Here is a 13,250-nt window from a genome sequence, read left to right as displayed (position 1 = left end):
GCGCTGCCGGTTTTCGGCAACGCTTTATGAGGTGAATTGGCCGGTAAATTAAAACACCTGACCAACTTCTTTCTTTATATACTCAAGCGCCACCTGCGTGGGCATTTTATCAATTTGCTGTGAAACCTGCAGAATCATCTGGCTCAGTTCAACCCCTGTGGCGGTGTCGGGCAGTTTTGATGCGGCCACGTTTACCAGCTTGGTAATTTCTTCTTTAGCCGTTTTCACCATTTCCCAGGCATGATTCGACATGTAAATCTGCTGTGAAAGATTATGTTCGAACTCCGTACGGATTACTTTGGTAAGTTCGCTCTGGAGCAGGCGGGCACTCATGCCGCTTTTGTGTACGCGGGTAACCAGTGTATTGGGATTGATACGCTCCAGAAAAATGGCAATACGCTCGTAGGCCTGAAGGCGAACGGGTGTAACCACACTCTGGTTGGCAAGCCTGATTTCGGCCAAACGGCGTTTGGTTTCGGTTTCCAGAAAGTTGCGCACGGTAAAATAGGCAGCAGCAAATACCACCAGACATGGCAGCAGTATCTTGAAAATGTCAAACAGAATAGCAGAACTTTGATCCATATATCAGTAATGGGTAGGTTGGACGTTTCGGATGGTTTCAAAAATAGTTATTTCCCTTGTGTAATGTACACCTGAATGCAAATTCATACCATTTATAAGGAAAACGCAGCCTGATGGCATTCATTTTGAAGGAAGTGTATGAAATTTCAACAGCCGAAACGTCGTTAAAAGCAAATGAGCGAAAGAAACTTCCGTTTGCACCTTTGGACAAGCCTGCTTGCAATTGGCGGCTGGCTGCTGCTTACGCAGTGGCGTGGCCCGTCTGAAGGCTGGCGCGAGGAATTAGGCTTTTCACTCATGCCGGGAGCAAACAGCTCGCCGGTGAGCTTCAGGTGCCGGCGCATTTACGACGATCCGGCCCGCCCGGCAACCGGCTACACCATTACCCGGCTCGATTTTCTGAGCATTGCCAGCGGCATGCGCCCGCATCCGGCCAATCCGGCGCAGGAAAACCTGTTTGTGAAACACGAGGTGGAGTTTTGCGGTTATGTATCCGATACCGTAGCCGGTGGCGTGTACCTGCGATCAGGTTACCTCTGCCCGGTTGTTGATGATATCTGGAAATTGGGCTACGGCTCCTATCCCTATCATACAAAAGAAAAAATGACACCCGGATGGGCAAAATTTCCTTTGCATCCGTCGGAAGGACAGCAGCAAATTTTACGTGGCTACGGCGCCACCTACTGGACTGATCCGGTGTTCGGGAAAGAGGCGTTCCGGCTCTTGCATGATATGCAGGATGCGGAATGGGTGGGGAAATATGCGGGGAGTTGAGAGCGGTTTATCGGAATGAGCCATTTTTATGGTCAAAGCGTTTATTGACTGTTTATTTCGGCATTGATTTCCGTTAAACGGTCTATTAATTTGTCAAACGGATCAGTATTGCCATAAATCATACTCTCACTCATTACCCCGTAATCTGAGGCATAAAATTTTCTTACCGAATCGGGCGGTACAAATGATAACGTTTTCTTTTTGTGCAATGAATAATCAACACCTCCGATACGGTTAAGCAGCAACCGATGAGCAATAATTGTTTCATACAACTCATTGTCTTCAATTGCTTCTCTGTAAAAGGTTGTGCTGGCAAGGCGTGATATATCATATAAATGCCTGCTCATTCGTTGGTACTTTATTTTTTCAATTTCTTTCTTCTGAAATTCTTCATGCAGGAGAAACATTTTTTCCAATAATGTTCTTACCGGACTTACTGTTGGAATTGAAAAAGGCTTGGTTAAACCCGTAAACTGAGGGAATTCCGCACCGATAATGCTAAGCACCTCTCTGTATTCAAAAGGCTCTCTCAAAGATCGAGAACCTATTTCGAGCAGCACCCTCGGTTTAAGATAATCATCGGGCTCGATAAGAGAATCGTAAAGAATCTGTAATTGAGTAGGTTCGTTCATGCCTTCTTCCACCGGCAAAATACTGTAATCCCTTACCCCATTCTCCTGTAGTTTCTTATTTAATTCACTCTTAAAATCATTCTGTACATAAGCAGCCGTTTTATCACGGAGTTTGTTGATTTTGCGTGACGATAAATGACCATTAAATTCCTGTCCGAAAAAACTCCTTTCAATTCCGAGGTCAACATCTTCTGAAAATCGCTCAATAATATTCCAGCATTTGCTTAGCGAGGTACCTCCTTTAAACACTAGATGTGGAGCGCACGAAGTTTCAAAAACCGCTTTAAGTACAAACACTACCCATAAATCTTTCTCTACTGCGGCAGAGCGGATTCCTGATCTTACACTGGCCTGTTGAATAATTGCTTTTCTGTCTGTATCTGAAGTTTCAAACCATTGCTGCATAAAATCAGTGTTTCATTAGCTCGTTAATCAGTACTCCAATCCATCTCGGAGCAAGTTTCAAATCATGTCTAATATCTTTTTCGTATTCATGTTTTACCAACTCCTTAATTTTTGATTTCATTGTATCAGTCACATTTTTTTCTCCTGTTTCTTTCAGCGATAGTATGATGAGTAATAATGTTTCACTTCTTACATGGAGCAATTTAGGTGAAATAATCTTAAACTTAATTATTTGCTTTCCAATTTTTACGGTTCGTGGCGGTCCATCGGTAAGAAATACAACATTTAATGGCACTTGGGTTGAAAAACCCAATTTATTCAGTGCATATACTCCAGTGGGAATTATACGGGCTTTATCTCTTTTTGCTATGGCTTGTGCTACGGAAGCCGCATCCGGCAAAAGCGCACCTAAAGAGGGATGAATAAATGGTTTTAAATAAATACCATGTGCCAGCCTCACTATTTTATCTTTTTTCTCAATACGGCTCAGTGCCTTTCTAACGGAAACAGCATCAGCCAGATCATATAAATCGGAAGAAAAAAATATCTTCCCTTTTTGATACTTCTGAATTTTCCTCAAAATGGCTTTTTCTACAGACATTAAAGAATATGATTTGTCACAATTTTACGATATTTTTGTGACAAAACACATGCAAAAAATATTTTTTTTCGTAATTCAAAAAAATATAAAATATTGAATTTCATTAATTTACAAATAATTAATATACAGCAATATTTTTTAGTTGTTAATTCACCATAAAATACATGTATGCACATATAAATAATGAGAGGGCTTGTGAAATTAAACCACTTTATTACCTTTAGCCGTTCAATAAACATTCGTAATGTTCCGCACCATAGCCGACTTTGAAACTATCTGGAATAAAGAACGCGAAGCCACGCTGCGCATTTTCCGTTTGCTATCCGACAAAACCTTTCACCAGAAACCACACGATGCAGTGCGGGACCCTGCCACGCTGGCCGGCCACATTACACACACCATTGGCGAAATGCTTGCCCGCACAGGCATTCAGGTAGAAGGCTACCACGAAGAGGCCGACATTACCTGGACGGTAGCCGAACTGGTAAGCGAATACGAAAAGCAGTCGGCCTCAGCTCTACAGCAAATTAAACAGCACTGGACCGATGCTTCACTTTCCGACATGCACGACATGTACGGCGAACAATGGAGCAAGGAACATGTGCTTCAGTCGCTGGTGATGCATCAGGTACACCACCGCGGGCAGCTTACCGTGGTGATGCGCCTGCTTGAACTGCCTGTAACCGGCATTTTTGGCCCCGCCCGTGAAGAATGGGCACTTATGGGATTACCTCCCATGAACTAATTCGCCGAACTTTCGTTTTACTCCTACGAAATTTACTTCGTAAGTTTGCCCATCTATAAAAAGCGGGATTCCCGCACTTTTTCTACATGACACATCTGTCAGACCGCATCAACCGCCTTTCTGAGCCTCAAACCATTGCCATGGCCCGCAAGAGCCGCGAACTCATTGCGCAGGGCATAGACATTATCAGCCTCAGTTTGGGTGAGCCCGATTTTAAAACGCCCGATGCCATTAAAGCCGCGGCACACGCAGCTATCGAAAATGATTTCAGCTACTACACGCACGTTTCGGGCTACCTCGAACTGCGCGAAGCTGTTGCCGAAAAGTTCCGCCGCGACAATGGCCTGAACTACACTGCCGAGCAGATTGTAGTTTCTACCGGCGCCAAACAGTCAATTGCAAACGCCGTGCTCAGCCTCATCAATCCGGGCGATGAAGTAATTATTCCCATGCCTTTTTGGGTGAGCTACATCGAACTGGTGAAACTGGCCGAAGGCGTGCCCGTACTGCTGCCCACTACTATCGAAACCAATTTTAAAGTTACTCCCGAACAGGTAGCTGCTGCCATTACACCCAATACAAGGCTGTTTATGTTCAGCACGCCCTGCAACCCTTCGGGCACAGTTTATACCAAAAACGAACTCCGCGCACTGGCCGAAGTAATTGCCAAACAGCCGGAGTGCTACATCCTTTCCGACGAAATTTACGAGCATATCAATTTCGTGGGAGGCCACGAAAGCATGGCCCAGTTTGATTTTATTTACGACCGCACCATCACCATCAACGGCGTATCAAAAGGCTTTGCAATGACCGGCTGGCGTGGCGGTATTCTGGCCGGGCCGAAATGGATTGCTCAGGCCTGCGACAAAATGCAGGGCCAGTTTACATCAGCTACCAGCTCCATCACACAAAAAGCCATGCACGCTGCCATGCTCATGGATCAGGCCAGCACTCATGCCATGCGCGATGCATTTATACGCCGCCGCAACCTTGTGGTAGATGGACTCAGCCAGATTCCCGGCTTACAGGTAAACAGGCCCGACGGCGCATTTTACGTGTTCCCGAAAGTAACCGCCTTCTTTGGCAAAACCGACGGGCAAACCACCATCAACAGCGGCACCGATCTTTGCATGTATCTGCTCGGCAAAGCGCACGTGGCGGTAGTGCCCGGTGCAGCTTTTGGCGACGACAACTACATCCGCCTCTCCTACGCCACCAGCGACGAAAAACTCATTGAAGCCGTGCGCCGCATGAAAGAAGCATTGGCAAAACTGTACTAAGTTTTACTATCCGCACAAAAGAAAACCGGAGCCAGTTTACTGACTCCGGTTTTCTATTTGAATATCGTTGGCTTACTGCTTCTTCTTCATTGCATCCTTCATGGGATTTGAATCGTTGTTTTCAAAACGCCCCATGCCTTTGTTACGGAAAACATCATAGCGCGAAGGTTCGGCAGAGCCGGTGCGCGGCCAGTTGTTGTTGCCGGTATCTATATCAGCCGTTTCGCGGTAAGGATCAAGCACGATGGATTTTACCTTTTTCGTTTTCACAAAGGTTTTGGTCACCTTCAGTTCGTTTTTACGCCAGATATACACATCAATCACTTCAACCTCCGAGGTGCCGTCTTCATAATTCCACTGGATAATAATGGGCATTACCAAACCACCTTTGTTGGTGAAATGAAGCTGGTAATAATAATTACCGTCATACTTATCGCGACCGGCCGAATCGAGTGGTGATAGACCGGCATACTCATTTTTAGGCACACGTTTGGCGCTGTCGGGCGGAGCTACATAATAGTAATAGAAATCGCGCAGCGTAGTGTCTTTATCAACCAGAAACTGCATGCCCGATTCTTTGTTGCGGATGCGCGAAATGTGAATAAAATCGGGCTTGGAAGCCGGCATCAATACAGTGTCCCATTTCACCGGAATGTTTTCGGAATACTGCACGGTAAAGGCATTCACGCTGTCGAGTGAAATATCAACCGGCTGAATATCATAAAACCAGCCACGCCAGAACCAGTCGAGATCCACACCCGATGCATCTTCCATGGTGCGGAAGAAATCGGCCGGAGTTGGATGTTTGAAAGCCCAGCGGCGGCAATATTCTTTAAACGCATAGTCAAAAAGTTCGCGGCCGAGAATGGTTTCGCGCAGAATGTTGAGCGCAGCTGCAGGCTTACCATAAGCATTGTTGCCAAACTGCACGATGTTGTCGCTGTTGGTCATAATCGGCTCCAGCTGATTCGGCGGCATGCGCATGTAATCCACAATCTTATTGGCCGGTCCGCGCGAGCTGGGGAAGTTGTTATCAAACTCCTGCTCGGCGAGGAACTGCACAAACGTATTCAGTCCTTCGTCCATCCAGCTCCACTGGCGCTCATCGCTGTTCACAATCATGGGGAAGAAGTTGTGCCCCACTTCGTGAATCACCACCCCGATCATGCCATACTTGGTTCGCGCGGTGTAGGTTCCTTCGCCGTCAGCACGCCCGAAGTTGAAGCAGATCATCGGGTATTCCATACCATTATTGGCTTCCACGCTAATGGCAACCGGATAAGGATAGGGAATGGTGTGTTTGGAATATACGTTGAGGGTATGTGCTACCACTTTTGTGGAGTAACGGCTGTAAAGCGCATAAGCTTCTTTCGGGTAATAGCTCATGCACATGATGTTTCGTCCCTCAATGGGGTTTACCATTGCATCCCACACAAACTTGCGTGAACTTCCCCAGGCAAAATCGCGCACGTTTTCGGCTTTATAGCGCCAGGTTTTGGTGTTGGTTTTATCCGGATTCTTTTCGCGGGCTTTGGCTTCTTCAAGCGTAACCACTTCTACAGGAGATGTTGCGCCCTGCGCTTGTTTCCAGCGGGTTAGCTGGGCAGGCGTGAGTACATCGGCCACATTCTGGCACACCCCGGTTGACGCCACCACGTGGTCGGCAGGCACGTTCATGCTCACATCGAAATTGCCGAAAACCAATGCAAACTCCGCACGGCCGGTAAACTGCTTGTTGTTCCAGCCCTGATACTCGTTGTACACGCACATGCGCGGATACCATTGCGCAATGGTGTACACCGTATTCCCGTCAGCCGGAAAATATTCATAACCACCGCGGCCACCCACTTTGAGGCGTGCGGGAATTTTGTAGTTCCATTTTACGCGGAACACATATTTCTGGTTGGGCTTGAGCGGCACAGGCAAATCAATCCGCATCATGGTTTGATTGATGGTGTAGGGAAGCGTTTTTCCGGCCTTATCGGTTACGGCAAGAATATTTACCCCAAGTCCTTCAAGCTGTTTACTTCGCTCCAGCCCGTCGAGTTCGCCGGTGGTTACAGGCTGCGAAACAGAATTCCCGTCGATATTGCCCAGCGGCGCATTGGGTTTGTGCTCGTTTTCATCAAGCTGGAGCCAGAGGTAACGTAATACATCGGGCGAATTGTTCCAGTACGTAATTACTTCCTCGCCATGCAAACGGTTGTCTTTTTCGTCGAGGCGGGCGTTGATTACATAATCCGCCCGCTGCTGCCAGTATTCGTGACCGGGAGCGCCAGAGCCTGTGCGTACAGAACCGGCATCGGGTAAAATCGTACCCAGCTGCTCGAATTTGTTGCCGTGGTTTGAGGTCGGATTATTGGAAATATTTTGTGCCTGAATGGCAGGCACCGCTAAACACAGCAGAGCGGCTGTGATGGCGAGGAATGTGTTGTAGCGCATTTTTATTGACTGGTCAGTAAAGCATTGAGCCGTTCAAGCATCATTATAAAAGCGATGCCAAACACGGCCGAGGAAATGAAAAACGTTTTATCGGCCGGCTGAATCCGGATCAAGGCTGACAAAAATAACGAAACCATTATAACACAGGCTACAATAATCAGCTGACCGGCTTCCAAACCCAGATTAAAGGCAAATAATGGCCCGGCAATGGCAGAAGCATCCCCCAGCATAGAGAGCAGCAGGTAGGAAAAACCCATTCCGTGAATACAGCCGAAAAGCAAGGCCAGCAGGTATATGCCCCTGCTCCGTTTGACATTGGGCCGCCGCATCCGAACCAGATTTACCACTGCGGTAATGAGAATGGTGACCGGAATTAAAAATTCGGTAATGCCGCTGCGCAGGGTAAAAATATTGAGCGCGCTAAGCGCCAGAGTAAGGCTATGCCCTATTGTGAATGCGGTGATAAGCAAAAGAATTTTACGCCATTCGGTATGTGAATAGCCTGCACATAGTACCAGCAAAAAAAGAATGTGGTCGTAGCCGTTCCAGTCGGCAATATGTTCGAGTCCGGTGGTAAACCAGAGTGTAAAATCGTTCATTTCAGGTAACTTTGCGGCATGCAAAATAACCGTTTTTCTGTTCGTCTGCTGCTTATGCTCATAATTCCGGCTGTGGTGTTGTGTTGCACTTCGTTCAAGGCAAAGCACCCGTACTACATCAGTGTAACGGAAATTCGTTTTAACACCGCCAAACAAAACGTTAATACATCCTGCCGCATGTTTACCGACGATCTGCAGCAGGCGCTTTTTAAACTTTACAACAAGCGCATCAACCTGCAGCAAAACGATACGGCTGCCCTGCCCCTGCTTCAGCGCTACATCAGTGAGCGTCTGCAAATCAGCATCGACGGACACCTCATAAAATTCAAGGTAATTGGCTACGAAATTGAAGAAGAAGCCACCTGGTGCTACCTCGAACACAGCCATTACTACAAACCGGGCAAAATAACCGTAAACAACAAACTGCTTTTCGATTTTTTACCCGAGCAAACGAACTTTATTCACTGTTACAATGACGAGGATCGGAAAAGCACCAAACTGGTAAACCCGAATTCGCTTGCGGTGATTGAATTTTAGACCCGCTTTTATTCACCCGGAAATAGCTACTTTCGCACCATAATTTTACCCGCTATGGCCAAGCATACCGAAAAGGAAATACGCAGCATTTTCGACACCATCCGCAAACAGCGTGTACTGATTATTGGTGATGTGATGATTGACAATTATGTGTGGGGAAAAGTAACACGTATTTCGCCCGAAGCACCGGTGCCGGTGGTTTCAGTTTCGCACAAGGAACAGCGCCTCGGCGGCGCGGCAAACGTGGCGCTTAACGTGCAGGCCATGGGTGCTACGCCTATTCTTTGTTCGGTAATTGGTGTGGACGGCGACGGGCAGCGGTTTCTTGAACTCATGCAAAAACACCGGCTTGCCCCCAAAGGCATTCTCAAAAGCCGCGAACGCATTACCACAGTAAAAACGCGCATCATCGGCAACTCACACCACCTGCTGCGCATGGACGAGGAAATTGAACACGATATTACTGCGCACGAAACAAATCTTTTTCTTCAGCGTATTTCCTACCTGCTCGATCAGCAAAAAATTGATGTAATCATATTTGAAGATTACGACAAAGGCCTTATTACAGAGTCACTCATCCGCGAAGTAGTGAGCCGCGCGCGCAAGCTGAAAGTGCCGGTAGTGGTGGATCCCAAGAAAAAGCATTTTATGCACTATCAGGGTGCCACACTGTTTAAGCCCAACCTGAAAGAACTCAAGGAAGGGCTTAAAATTGATTTCGACCACAGCAGCGAGCGCGAACTCTCGAAAGCGGTTGACATGCTCAAAACCAAGCTCAAAACCGAGCTTGCCCTCATTACACTTTCCGAGCATGGCATTTTTGTACACGGCCGCAAAGTAAAAAAACGAATCCCTGCACACCTGCGCAATATTTCCGATGTATCGGGCGCAGGCGATACCGTAGTGTGCGTTGCCGCCCTTTGCCTTGCCGCCGGCCTCCGCCCCGAACTCATTGCCGAAATCTCAAATATTGCCGGCGGATTAGTGTGCGAAAGTGTAGGCGTGGTGCCGGTTGACCGGGATGCGCTGATTGAGGAATGTGTGGAATTGCTGGCCGAGAAAAAAGCGGCGCCTGCTGCCCGCAAATCAGCCAGGTAAAACAACTTCTGTTGAAAATTTAGCCTCGGAGTTATGACTCAGATCGCGTAAACTCGCAGCGTCTGAACCATAACCCATGAACACATTCATCGAATTTCTGAAAGAATACAAAGAGGTAATTACCCTTGCGGGTGCTGTAATTGCATTTGTCTGGGGCGTTTTCCAGTACCGCAGCACACAACGCTGGAAAAGTGCCGAATTTGCATTGAGCGAATTGCATAAATTCAACGAAAGTGCAAATACCAAACTTGTACAAAAACTGCTCGACTTTTCGGCCATACGGCTCACACTGGCTACGGAAGCTGACTCAATCGAAGCCACCATTACCGAAAAACGCCTCATCTGGAATCTTCGCCCGCATACGGTTGAAGGCAATCTTTCGCCAACTGATCTGGCTGTGCGCAACGCATTCGACACCTGGTTCCTCGAACTCGAAAAGTTTGAATACCTCATCCGCATCGGCCTCATAGATAAAGACGTAACATATCCTTACCTAGCCTACTGGCTTGATTTGCTCGGACGAAAGCGCAAAGGCCGTAAAGACGAAGAAACCGTAAAAGCAATGCACAATTACATTCACTTTTACGGTATAAAAGGTGTGGCCCGGCTCATGCGCCGTTACGGATATATCTCGCTCTACGATCCTTCGGTAAACTACGTTGAACCCGAAGAGGAAGCCGACAGCAAAGATTAATAACCATTGGCCGAAAGCCACTGGCTGATATTGCTTTCCACGCGGCTGCTTACCTGCGAAAGATCAGCCCGCTCGAATTTGTGGCCTGTCACTTTTTCGTACAACTCAATGTAACGTTCGGTTACAAGATTCACAAACGCATCATCCATTTCGGGCACCTGTTGTCCGTCTTTGCCCATGAAATTGCGCTCGATGAGCCACTGACGCACAAACTCTTTCGAAAGCTGCTTTTGTGCTTCGCCTTTTTGCTGCCGTTCTTCATACCCGTCAGCATAAAAATAGCGCGATGAATCGGGCGTATGAATTTCGTCCATCAGGTAAATGGTTCCGTTGCTGTTGCCGAATTCATACTTCGTATCCACCAGAATCAATCCCTGTTCTGCAGCCAGTTCGGTGCCGCGTTTGTAAAGTGCACGGGTGTACGCTTCGAGCTGCACATATTCGGCTTCGGGAACGATACCGCGTGCAATAATTTCCTCGCGCGAAATATCTTCATCGTGCCCCACCGAAGCCTTTGTGGTAGGTGTAATAATCGGTTCGGGAAACGGATCACTCTCGCGCAGGCCGTCGGGCATGGTTACTCCGCAAATGATGCGTTTGCCCGCACTGTACTCGCGCCAGGCATGGCCTGAGAGATAGCCTCGGATGACCATTTCCACTTTATAAGGCGTGCAGCGGCGGCCAATAGTTACCACCGGATCGGGCACTGCCAGCACCCAGTTGGGCACAATATCGGCCGTGGCCTGCAAAAAGTGTGCTGCCACCTGATTCAGCACCTGCCCTTTGTACGGAATGCCGCGCGGCAGCACCACATCAAACGCCGAAATACGATCACTTACTACCATCACCAGCAAATCGTCGCCAATGCTGTACACATCGCGTACTTTGCCTTTGTAATAGTTGGTTTGACGGGGAAATGAAAACCGGGTTGCTGTGAGTGCGTTCATGCTTTTTTATCGGTGGATTGTGGTTTGTGGTTGTCGTAAATTTCGATAATGCGTTTCACAAGTTTGTGGCGAATTACATCGCGGTTGTCGAGCATCACGAAATCAATGCCTTCGTTGCCCGGCAGTATTTTCATGGCCTGCAGCAAGCCTGATGGCTGATTGCGCGGCAAGTCTATTTGTGTCACATCGCCCGTAATTACAAACTTGGCTGTGGGCCCCATGCGGGTGAGAAACATTTTAAGCTGACTTTCGGTAGCGTTCTGCGCTTCATCGAGAATGACAAACGCATTATCAAGCGTGCGGCCGCGCATAAATGCAAGCGGCGCAATCTGGATGATGTTGTTCTCGATGTAATTCTTCAGCTTATCACCTGGAATCATTTCGTAAAGCGCATCGTACAGCGGCTGCAGATACGGATCGAGTTTTTCTTTCAGGTCGCCGGGCAAAAAACCGAGATTTTCACCCGCTTCCACTGCCGGGCGGGTAAGCACAATTTTGCGCACTTCGCGGTTGCGTAATGCACGCACGGCCAATGCCACGGCGGTGTATGTTTTACCGGTTCCGGCCGGACCGATGGCAAACACCATGTCGTTTTTCTCGCAGCTTTCCACCAGCCTTACCTGACCGGGCGTGCGTGCTTTTACCACAAGGCCCTGATTACCGAACACAAGTACATCGTTCGGCTGCTCGTTGCCTGTTTGTGAACCGGGGGCAGAACCGCGATGACCGTTGCCGCCATTGCCGTTGCCGGTGAGAATATGTTCCATATTCGACTCCGTAAGTGAGCCGTAACGATTGAAATGACTGATGAAGGCTGCAATAGTATCTTCAAAACGTGCAATTTCATCACCATCGCCGATGATGCGGATGGTATCGCCGCGCGCAATCAGCTTAAGTTTTGGGAAATAATTACGTAGTCGTTCAATTTTTGCATCGTTTACACCGTAGATCACAATAGGATCAACTGCGGTGATTTCAAGATTTTTTTCTGCCAAAATAGTAGGTACTAAAAATGAATGCTCAATGAATTATGGACGCGGTTTCGCTATTTTTGCCACAAAATAAACGCATTTCGGCCGATCTGCAAGCAGATTAAGCAGCAATATGAGTGTGATTACCCTCACCACCGACTTCGGACAGAAGGATCATTACGCGGGCGCCCTGCGCGGGAAGCTGCTGCGCGAATGCCCCGGAACGGTGGTGGCCGACATTACACACCTCATTCCGGCCTATGATATACAGCAGGCCGCATGGGTATTGCGCCACGCCTACAACGAGTTTCCCGATGGCAGCGTGCATCTTGTGGCTGTGGGAGCCGGTTTGAACAAACGCTTCAACCATGTGGCCGCACGCATCGGTACACACTTTTTTGTGGGCTGCGACAATGGCTTTTTCTCGCTCTTTGGCAATATCCGCCCCGATGAAGTGGTGCTGCTGGGCAGCGGCGATCAGGTTCCGGGCACATTCATTGCGCGCGACATTTATGCTCCCGCTGCCGCACGCCTGATAAAAGGCGAAAGCCTGAGCAGTCTCGGCCAAACACTCAATGGTGTGGTGGAAAAACTACGCCGCCACCATCCGCCCGAAGCCGATGTGCTGAAAGGTACAGTGGCTTATGTGGACAGCTTCGGCAACCTCATTACCGACATTACCCGCGCCGAATTTGAAACCACCGGCCGCAACCGCCGCTTCGCCCTCGAACTCATCGGCGATGAAATAACCCAGCTTCACAAAGCATACGCCGATGTGCCCGAAGGCGAAAAGCTGGCCCTGTTCAACTCCTCCGGCGTACTCGAAATTGCCATCAACCAGGGCAAAGCCGCCTCGCTGCTCAACCTGCGGCTGAACGACGTGGTGCGCATAGTTTTTGAAGACTGAAACGTATGATTACACGCATTGTGCAGATGACCTTCG

General features: G+C 48.3%; 14 protein-coding genes. 7 read left to right on the top strand and 7 right to left on the bottom strand.

Annotated elements, in window-relative coordinates; genetic code table 11:
• Positions 1-48 precede the first annotated feature (48 nt).
• Entirely contained in the window at positions 49-582 is a 534-nt protein-coding gene (locus IM638_12645; protein ID MCA6363880.1) for a hypothetical protein, read from the bottom strand.
• Between the two features lie 174 nt (positions 583-756).
• Here IM638_12645 and IM638_12640 point away from each other — a divergent pair, with 174 nt between their 5' ends.
• Positions 757-1,356 (top strand): hypothetical protein, encoded by a 600-nt coding sequence (locus IM638_12640; GenBank protein ID MCA6363879.1) that lies wholly within the window; start codon positions 757-759, stop codon positions 1,354-1,356.
• A gap of 41 nt (positions 1,357-1,397) precedes the next feature.
• Here IM638_12640 and IM638_12635 read toward each other — a convergent pair whose 3' ends face one another.
• Complete coding sequence (locus IM638_12635; protein ID MCA6363878.1) at positions 1,398-2,393, bottom strand: nucleotidyl transferase AbiEii/AbiGii toxin family protein; 996 nt, start codon at positions 2,391-2,393, stop codon at positions 1,398-1,400.
• Positions 2,394-2,397: 4 nt separating this feature from the next.
• Positions 2,398-2,994: a hypothetical protein gene (locus IM638_12630; protein ID MCA6363877.1), complete on the bottom strand. Its 597-nt coding sequence runs from the start codon at positions 2,992-2,994 to the stop codon at positions 2,398-2,400.
• 244 nt (positions 2,995-3,238) lie between these two features.
• Here IM638_12630 and IM638_12625 point away from each other — a divergent pair, with 244 nt between their 5' ends.
• Positions 3,239-3,739, top strand: a complete 501-nt coding sequence (locus IM638_12625; GenBank protein ID MCA6363876.1) for a DinB family protein — start codon at positions 3,239-3,241, stop codon at positions 3,737-3,739.
• Between the two features lie 86 nt (positions 3,740-3,825).
• The gene (locus IM638_12620) at positions 3,826-5,019 is read left to right on the top strand and encodes a pyridoxal phosphate-dependent aminotransferase (GenBank protein MCA6363875.1); all 1,194 of its coding nucleotides are present in this window, start codon (positions 3,826-3,828) and stop codon (positions 5,017-5,019) included.
• 72 nt (positions 5,020-5,091) lie between these two features.
• On the opposite strand, the gene IM638_12615 is transcribed toward IM638_12620, so the two are convergent.
• Both IM638_12615 and IM638_12610 read right to left on the bottom strand, forming a co-directional pair.
• Positions 5,092-7,461 carry a M1 family metallopeptidase gene (locus IM638_12615; GenBank protein ID MCA6363874.1) on the bottom strand — a complete coding sequence of 790 codons (2,370 nt, stop codon included), beginning with the start codon at positions 7,459-7,461 and terminating at the stop codon, positions 5,092-5,094.
• Positions 7,462-7,463: 2 nt separating this feature from the next.
• Positions 7,464-8,060 (bottom strand): HupE/UreJ family protein, encoded by a 597-nt coding sequence (locus IM638_12610; GenBank protein ID MCA6363873.1) that lies wholly within the window; start codon positions 8,058-8,060, stop codon positions 7,464-7,466.
• Positions 8,061-8,078: 18 nt separating this feature from the next.
• Between IM638_12610 and IM638_12605 the strand changes: the two genes are divergently transcribed.
• From IM638_12605 to IM638_12595, 3 genes are all read left to right on the top strand, one after another.
• Positions 8,079-8,597, top strand: a complete 519-nt coding sequence (locus tag IM638_12605; GenBank protein ID MCA6363872.1) for a hypothetical protein — start codon at positions 8,079-8,081, stop codon at positions 8,595-8,597.
• A gap of 54 nt (positions 8,598-8,651) precedes the next feature.
• A complete protein-coding gene (locus IM638_12600) occupies positions 8,652-9,695 on the top strand; it encodes a D-glycero-beta-D-manno-heptose-7-phosphate kinase (GenBank protein ID MCA6363871.1) in 1,044 nt (347 codons plus the stop codon).
• A 76-nt stretch (positions 9,696-9,771) separates the two neighbouring features.
• Positions 9,772-10,389, top strand: coding sequence for a hypothetical protein (locus IM638_12595; protein MCA6363870.1), 618 nt, complete (start codon positions 9,772-9,774; stop codon positions 10,387-10,389).
• Here IM638_12595 and IM638_12590 read toward each other — a convergent pair.
• Together IM638_12590 and IM638_12585 are read right to left on the bottom strand one after the other, a co-directional pair.
• Positions 10,386-11,336 (bottom strand): phosphoribosylaminoimidazolesuccinocarboxamide synthase, encoded by a 951-nt coding sequence (locus IM638_12590; GenBank protein MCA6363869.1) that lies wholly within the window; start codon positions 11,334-11,336, stop codon positions 10,386-10,388. The two genes, IM638_12595 and IM638_12590, sit on opposite strands and share 4 nt — an antisense overlap.
• Positions 11,333-12,331 carry a PhoH family protein gene (locus IM638_12585; protein MCA6363868.1) on the bottom strand — a complete coding sequence of 333 codons (999 nt, stop codon included), beginning with the start codon at positions 12,329-12,331 and terminating at the stop codon, positions 11,333-11,335. The genes IM638_12590 and IM638_12585 overlap by 4 nt, the downstream gene beginning before the upstream one ends.
• Before the next feature lie 109 nt (positions 12,332-12,440).
• Here IM638_12585 and IM638_12580 point away from each other — a divergent pair, with 109 nt between their 5' ends.
• Entirely contained in the window at positions 12,441-13,214 is a 774-nt protein-coding gene (locus tag IM638_12580; GenBank protein ID MCA6363867.1) for an SAM-dependent chlorinase/fluorinase, read from the top strand.
• Positions 13,215-13,250 lie beyond the last annotated feature (36 nt).

The organism is Bacteroidota bacterium, assembly GCA_020402865.1.
In the GTDB taxonomy this organism is placed as follows: Bacteria; Bacteroidota; Bacteroidia; order Palsa-965; family Palsa-965.
The sequence above is the reverse complement of the archived record's forward strand: the minus strand, read 5'-3'. Positions and strand labels throughout refer to the sequence as shown.

Bases quoted from the DNA above. Each gene is read 5' to 3' on its own strand.
- IM638_12645 (MCA6363880.1), bottom strand. From the start codon at position 582: ATGGATCAAAGTTCTGCTATTCTGTTTGACATTTTCAAGATACTGCTG.
- IM638_12640 (MCA6363879.1), top strand. From the start codon at position 757: ATGAGCGAAAGAAACTTCCGTTTGCACCTTTGGACAAGCCTGCTTGCA.
- IM638_12635 (MCA6363878.1), bottom strand. From the start codon at position 2,393: ATGCAGCAATGGTTTGAAACTTCAGATACAGACAGAAAAGCAATTATT.
- IM638_12630 (MCA6363877.1), bottom strand. From the start codon at position 2,994: ATGTCTGTAGAAAAAGCCATTTTGAGGAAAATTCAGAAGTATCAAAAA.
- IM638_12625 (MCA6363876.1), top strand. From the start codon at position 3,239: ATGTTCCGCACCATAGCCGACTTTGAAACTATCTGGAATAAAGAACGC.
- IM638_12620 (MCA6363875.1), top strand. From the start codon at position 3,826: ATGACACATCTGTCAGACCGCATCAACCGCCTTTCTGAGCCTCAAACC.
- IM638_12615 (MCA6363874.1), bottom strand. From the start codon at position 7,461: ATGCGCTACAACACATTCCTCGCCATCACAGCCGCTCTGCTGTGTTTA.
- IM638_12610 (MCA6363873.1), bottom strand. From the start codon at position 8,060: ATGAACGATTTTACACTCTGGTTTACCACCGGACTCGAACATATTGCC.
- IM638_12605 (MCA6363872.1), top strand. From the start codon at position 8,079: ATGCAAAATAACCGTTTTTCTGTTCGTCTGCTGCTTATGCTCATAATT.
- IM638_12600 (MCA6363871.1), top strand. From the start codon at position 8,652: ATGGCCAAGCATACCGAAAAGGAAATACGCAGCATTTTCGACACCATC.
- IM638_12595 (MCA6363870.1), top strand. From the start codon at position 9,772: ATGAACACATTCATCGAATTTCTGAAAGAATACAAAGAGGTAATTACC.
- IM638_12590 (MCA6363869.1), bottom strand. From the start codon at position 11,336: ATGAACGCACTCACAGCAACCCGGTTTTCATTTCCCCGTCAAACCAAC.
- IM638_12580 (MCA6363867.1), top strand. From the start codon at position 12,441: ATGAGTGTGATTACCCTCACCACCGACTTCGGACAGAAGGATCATTAC.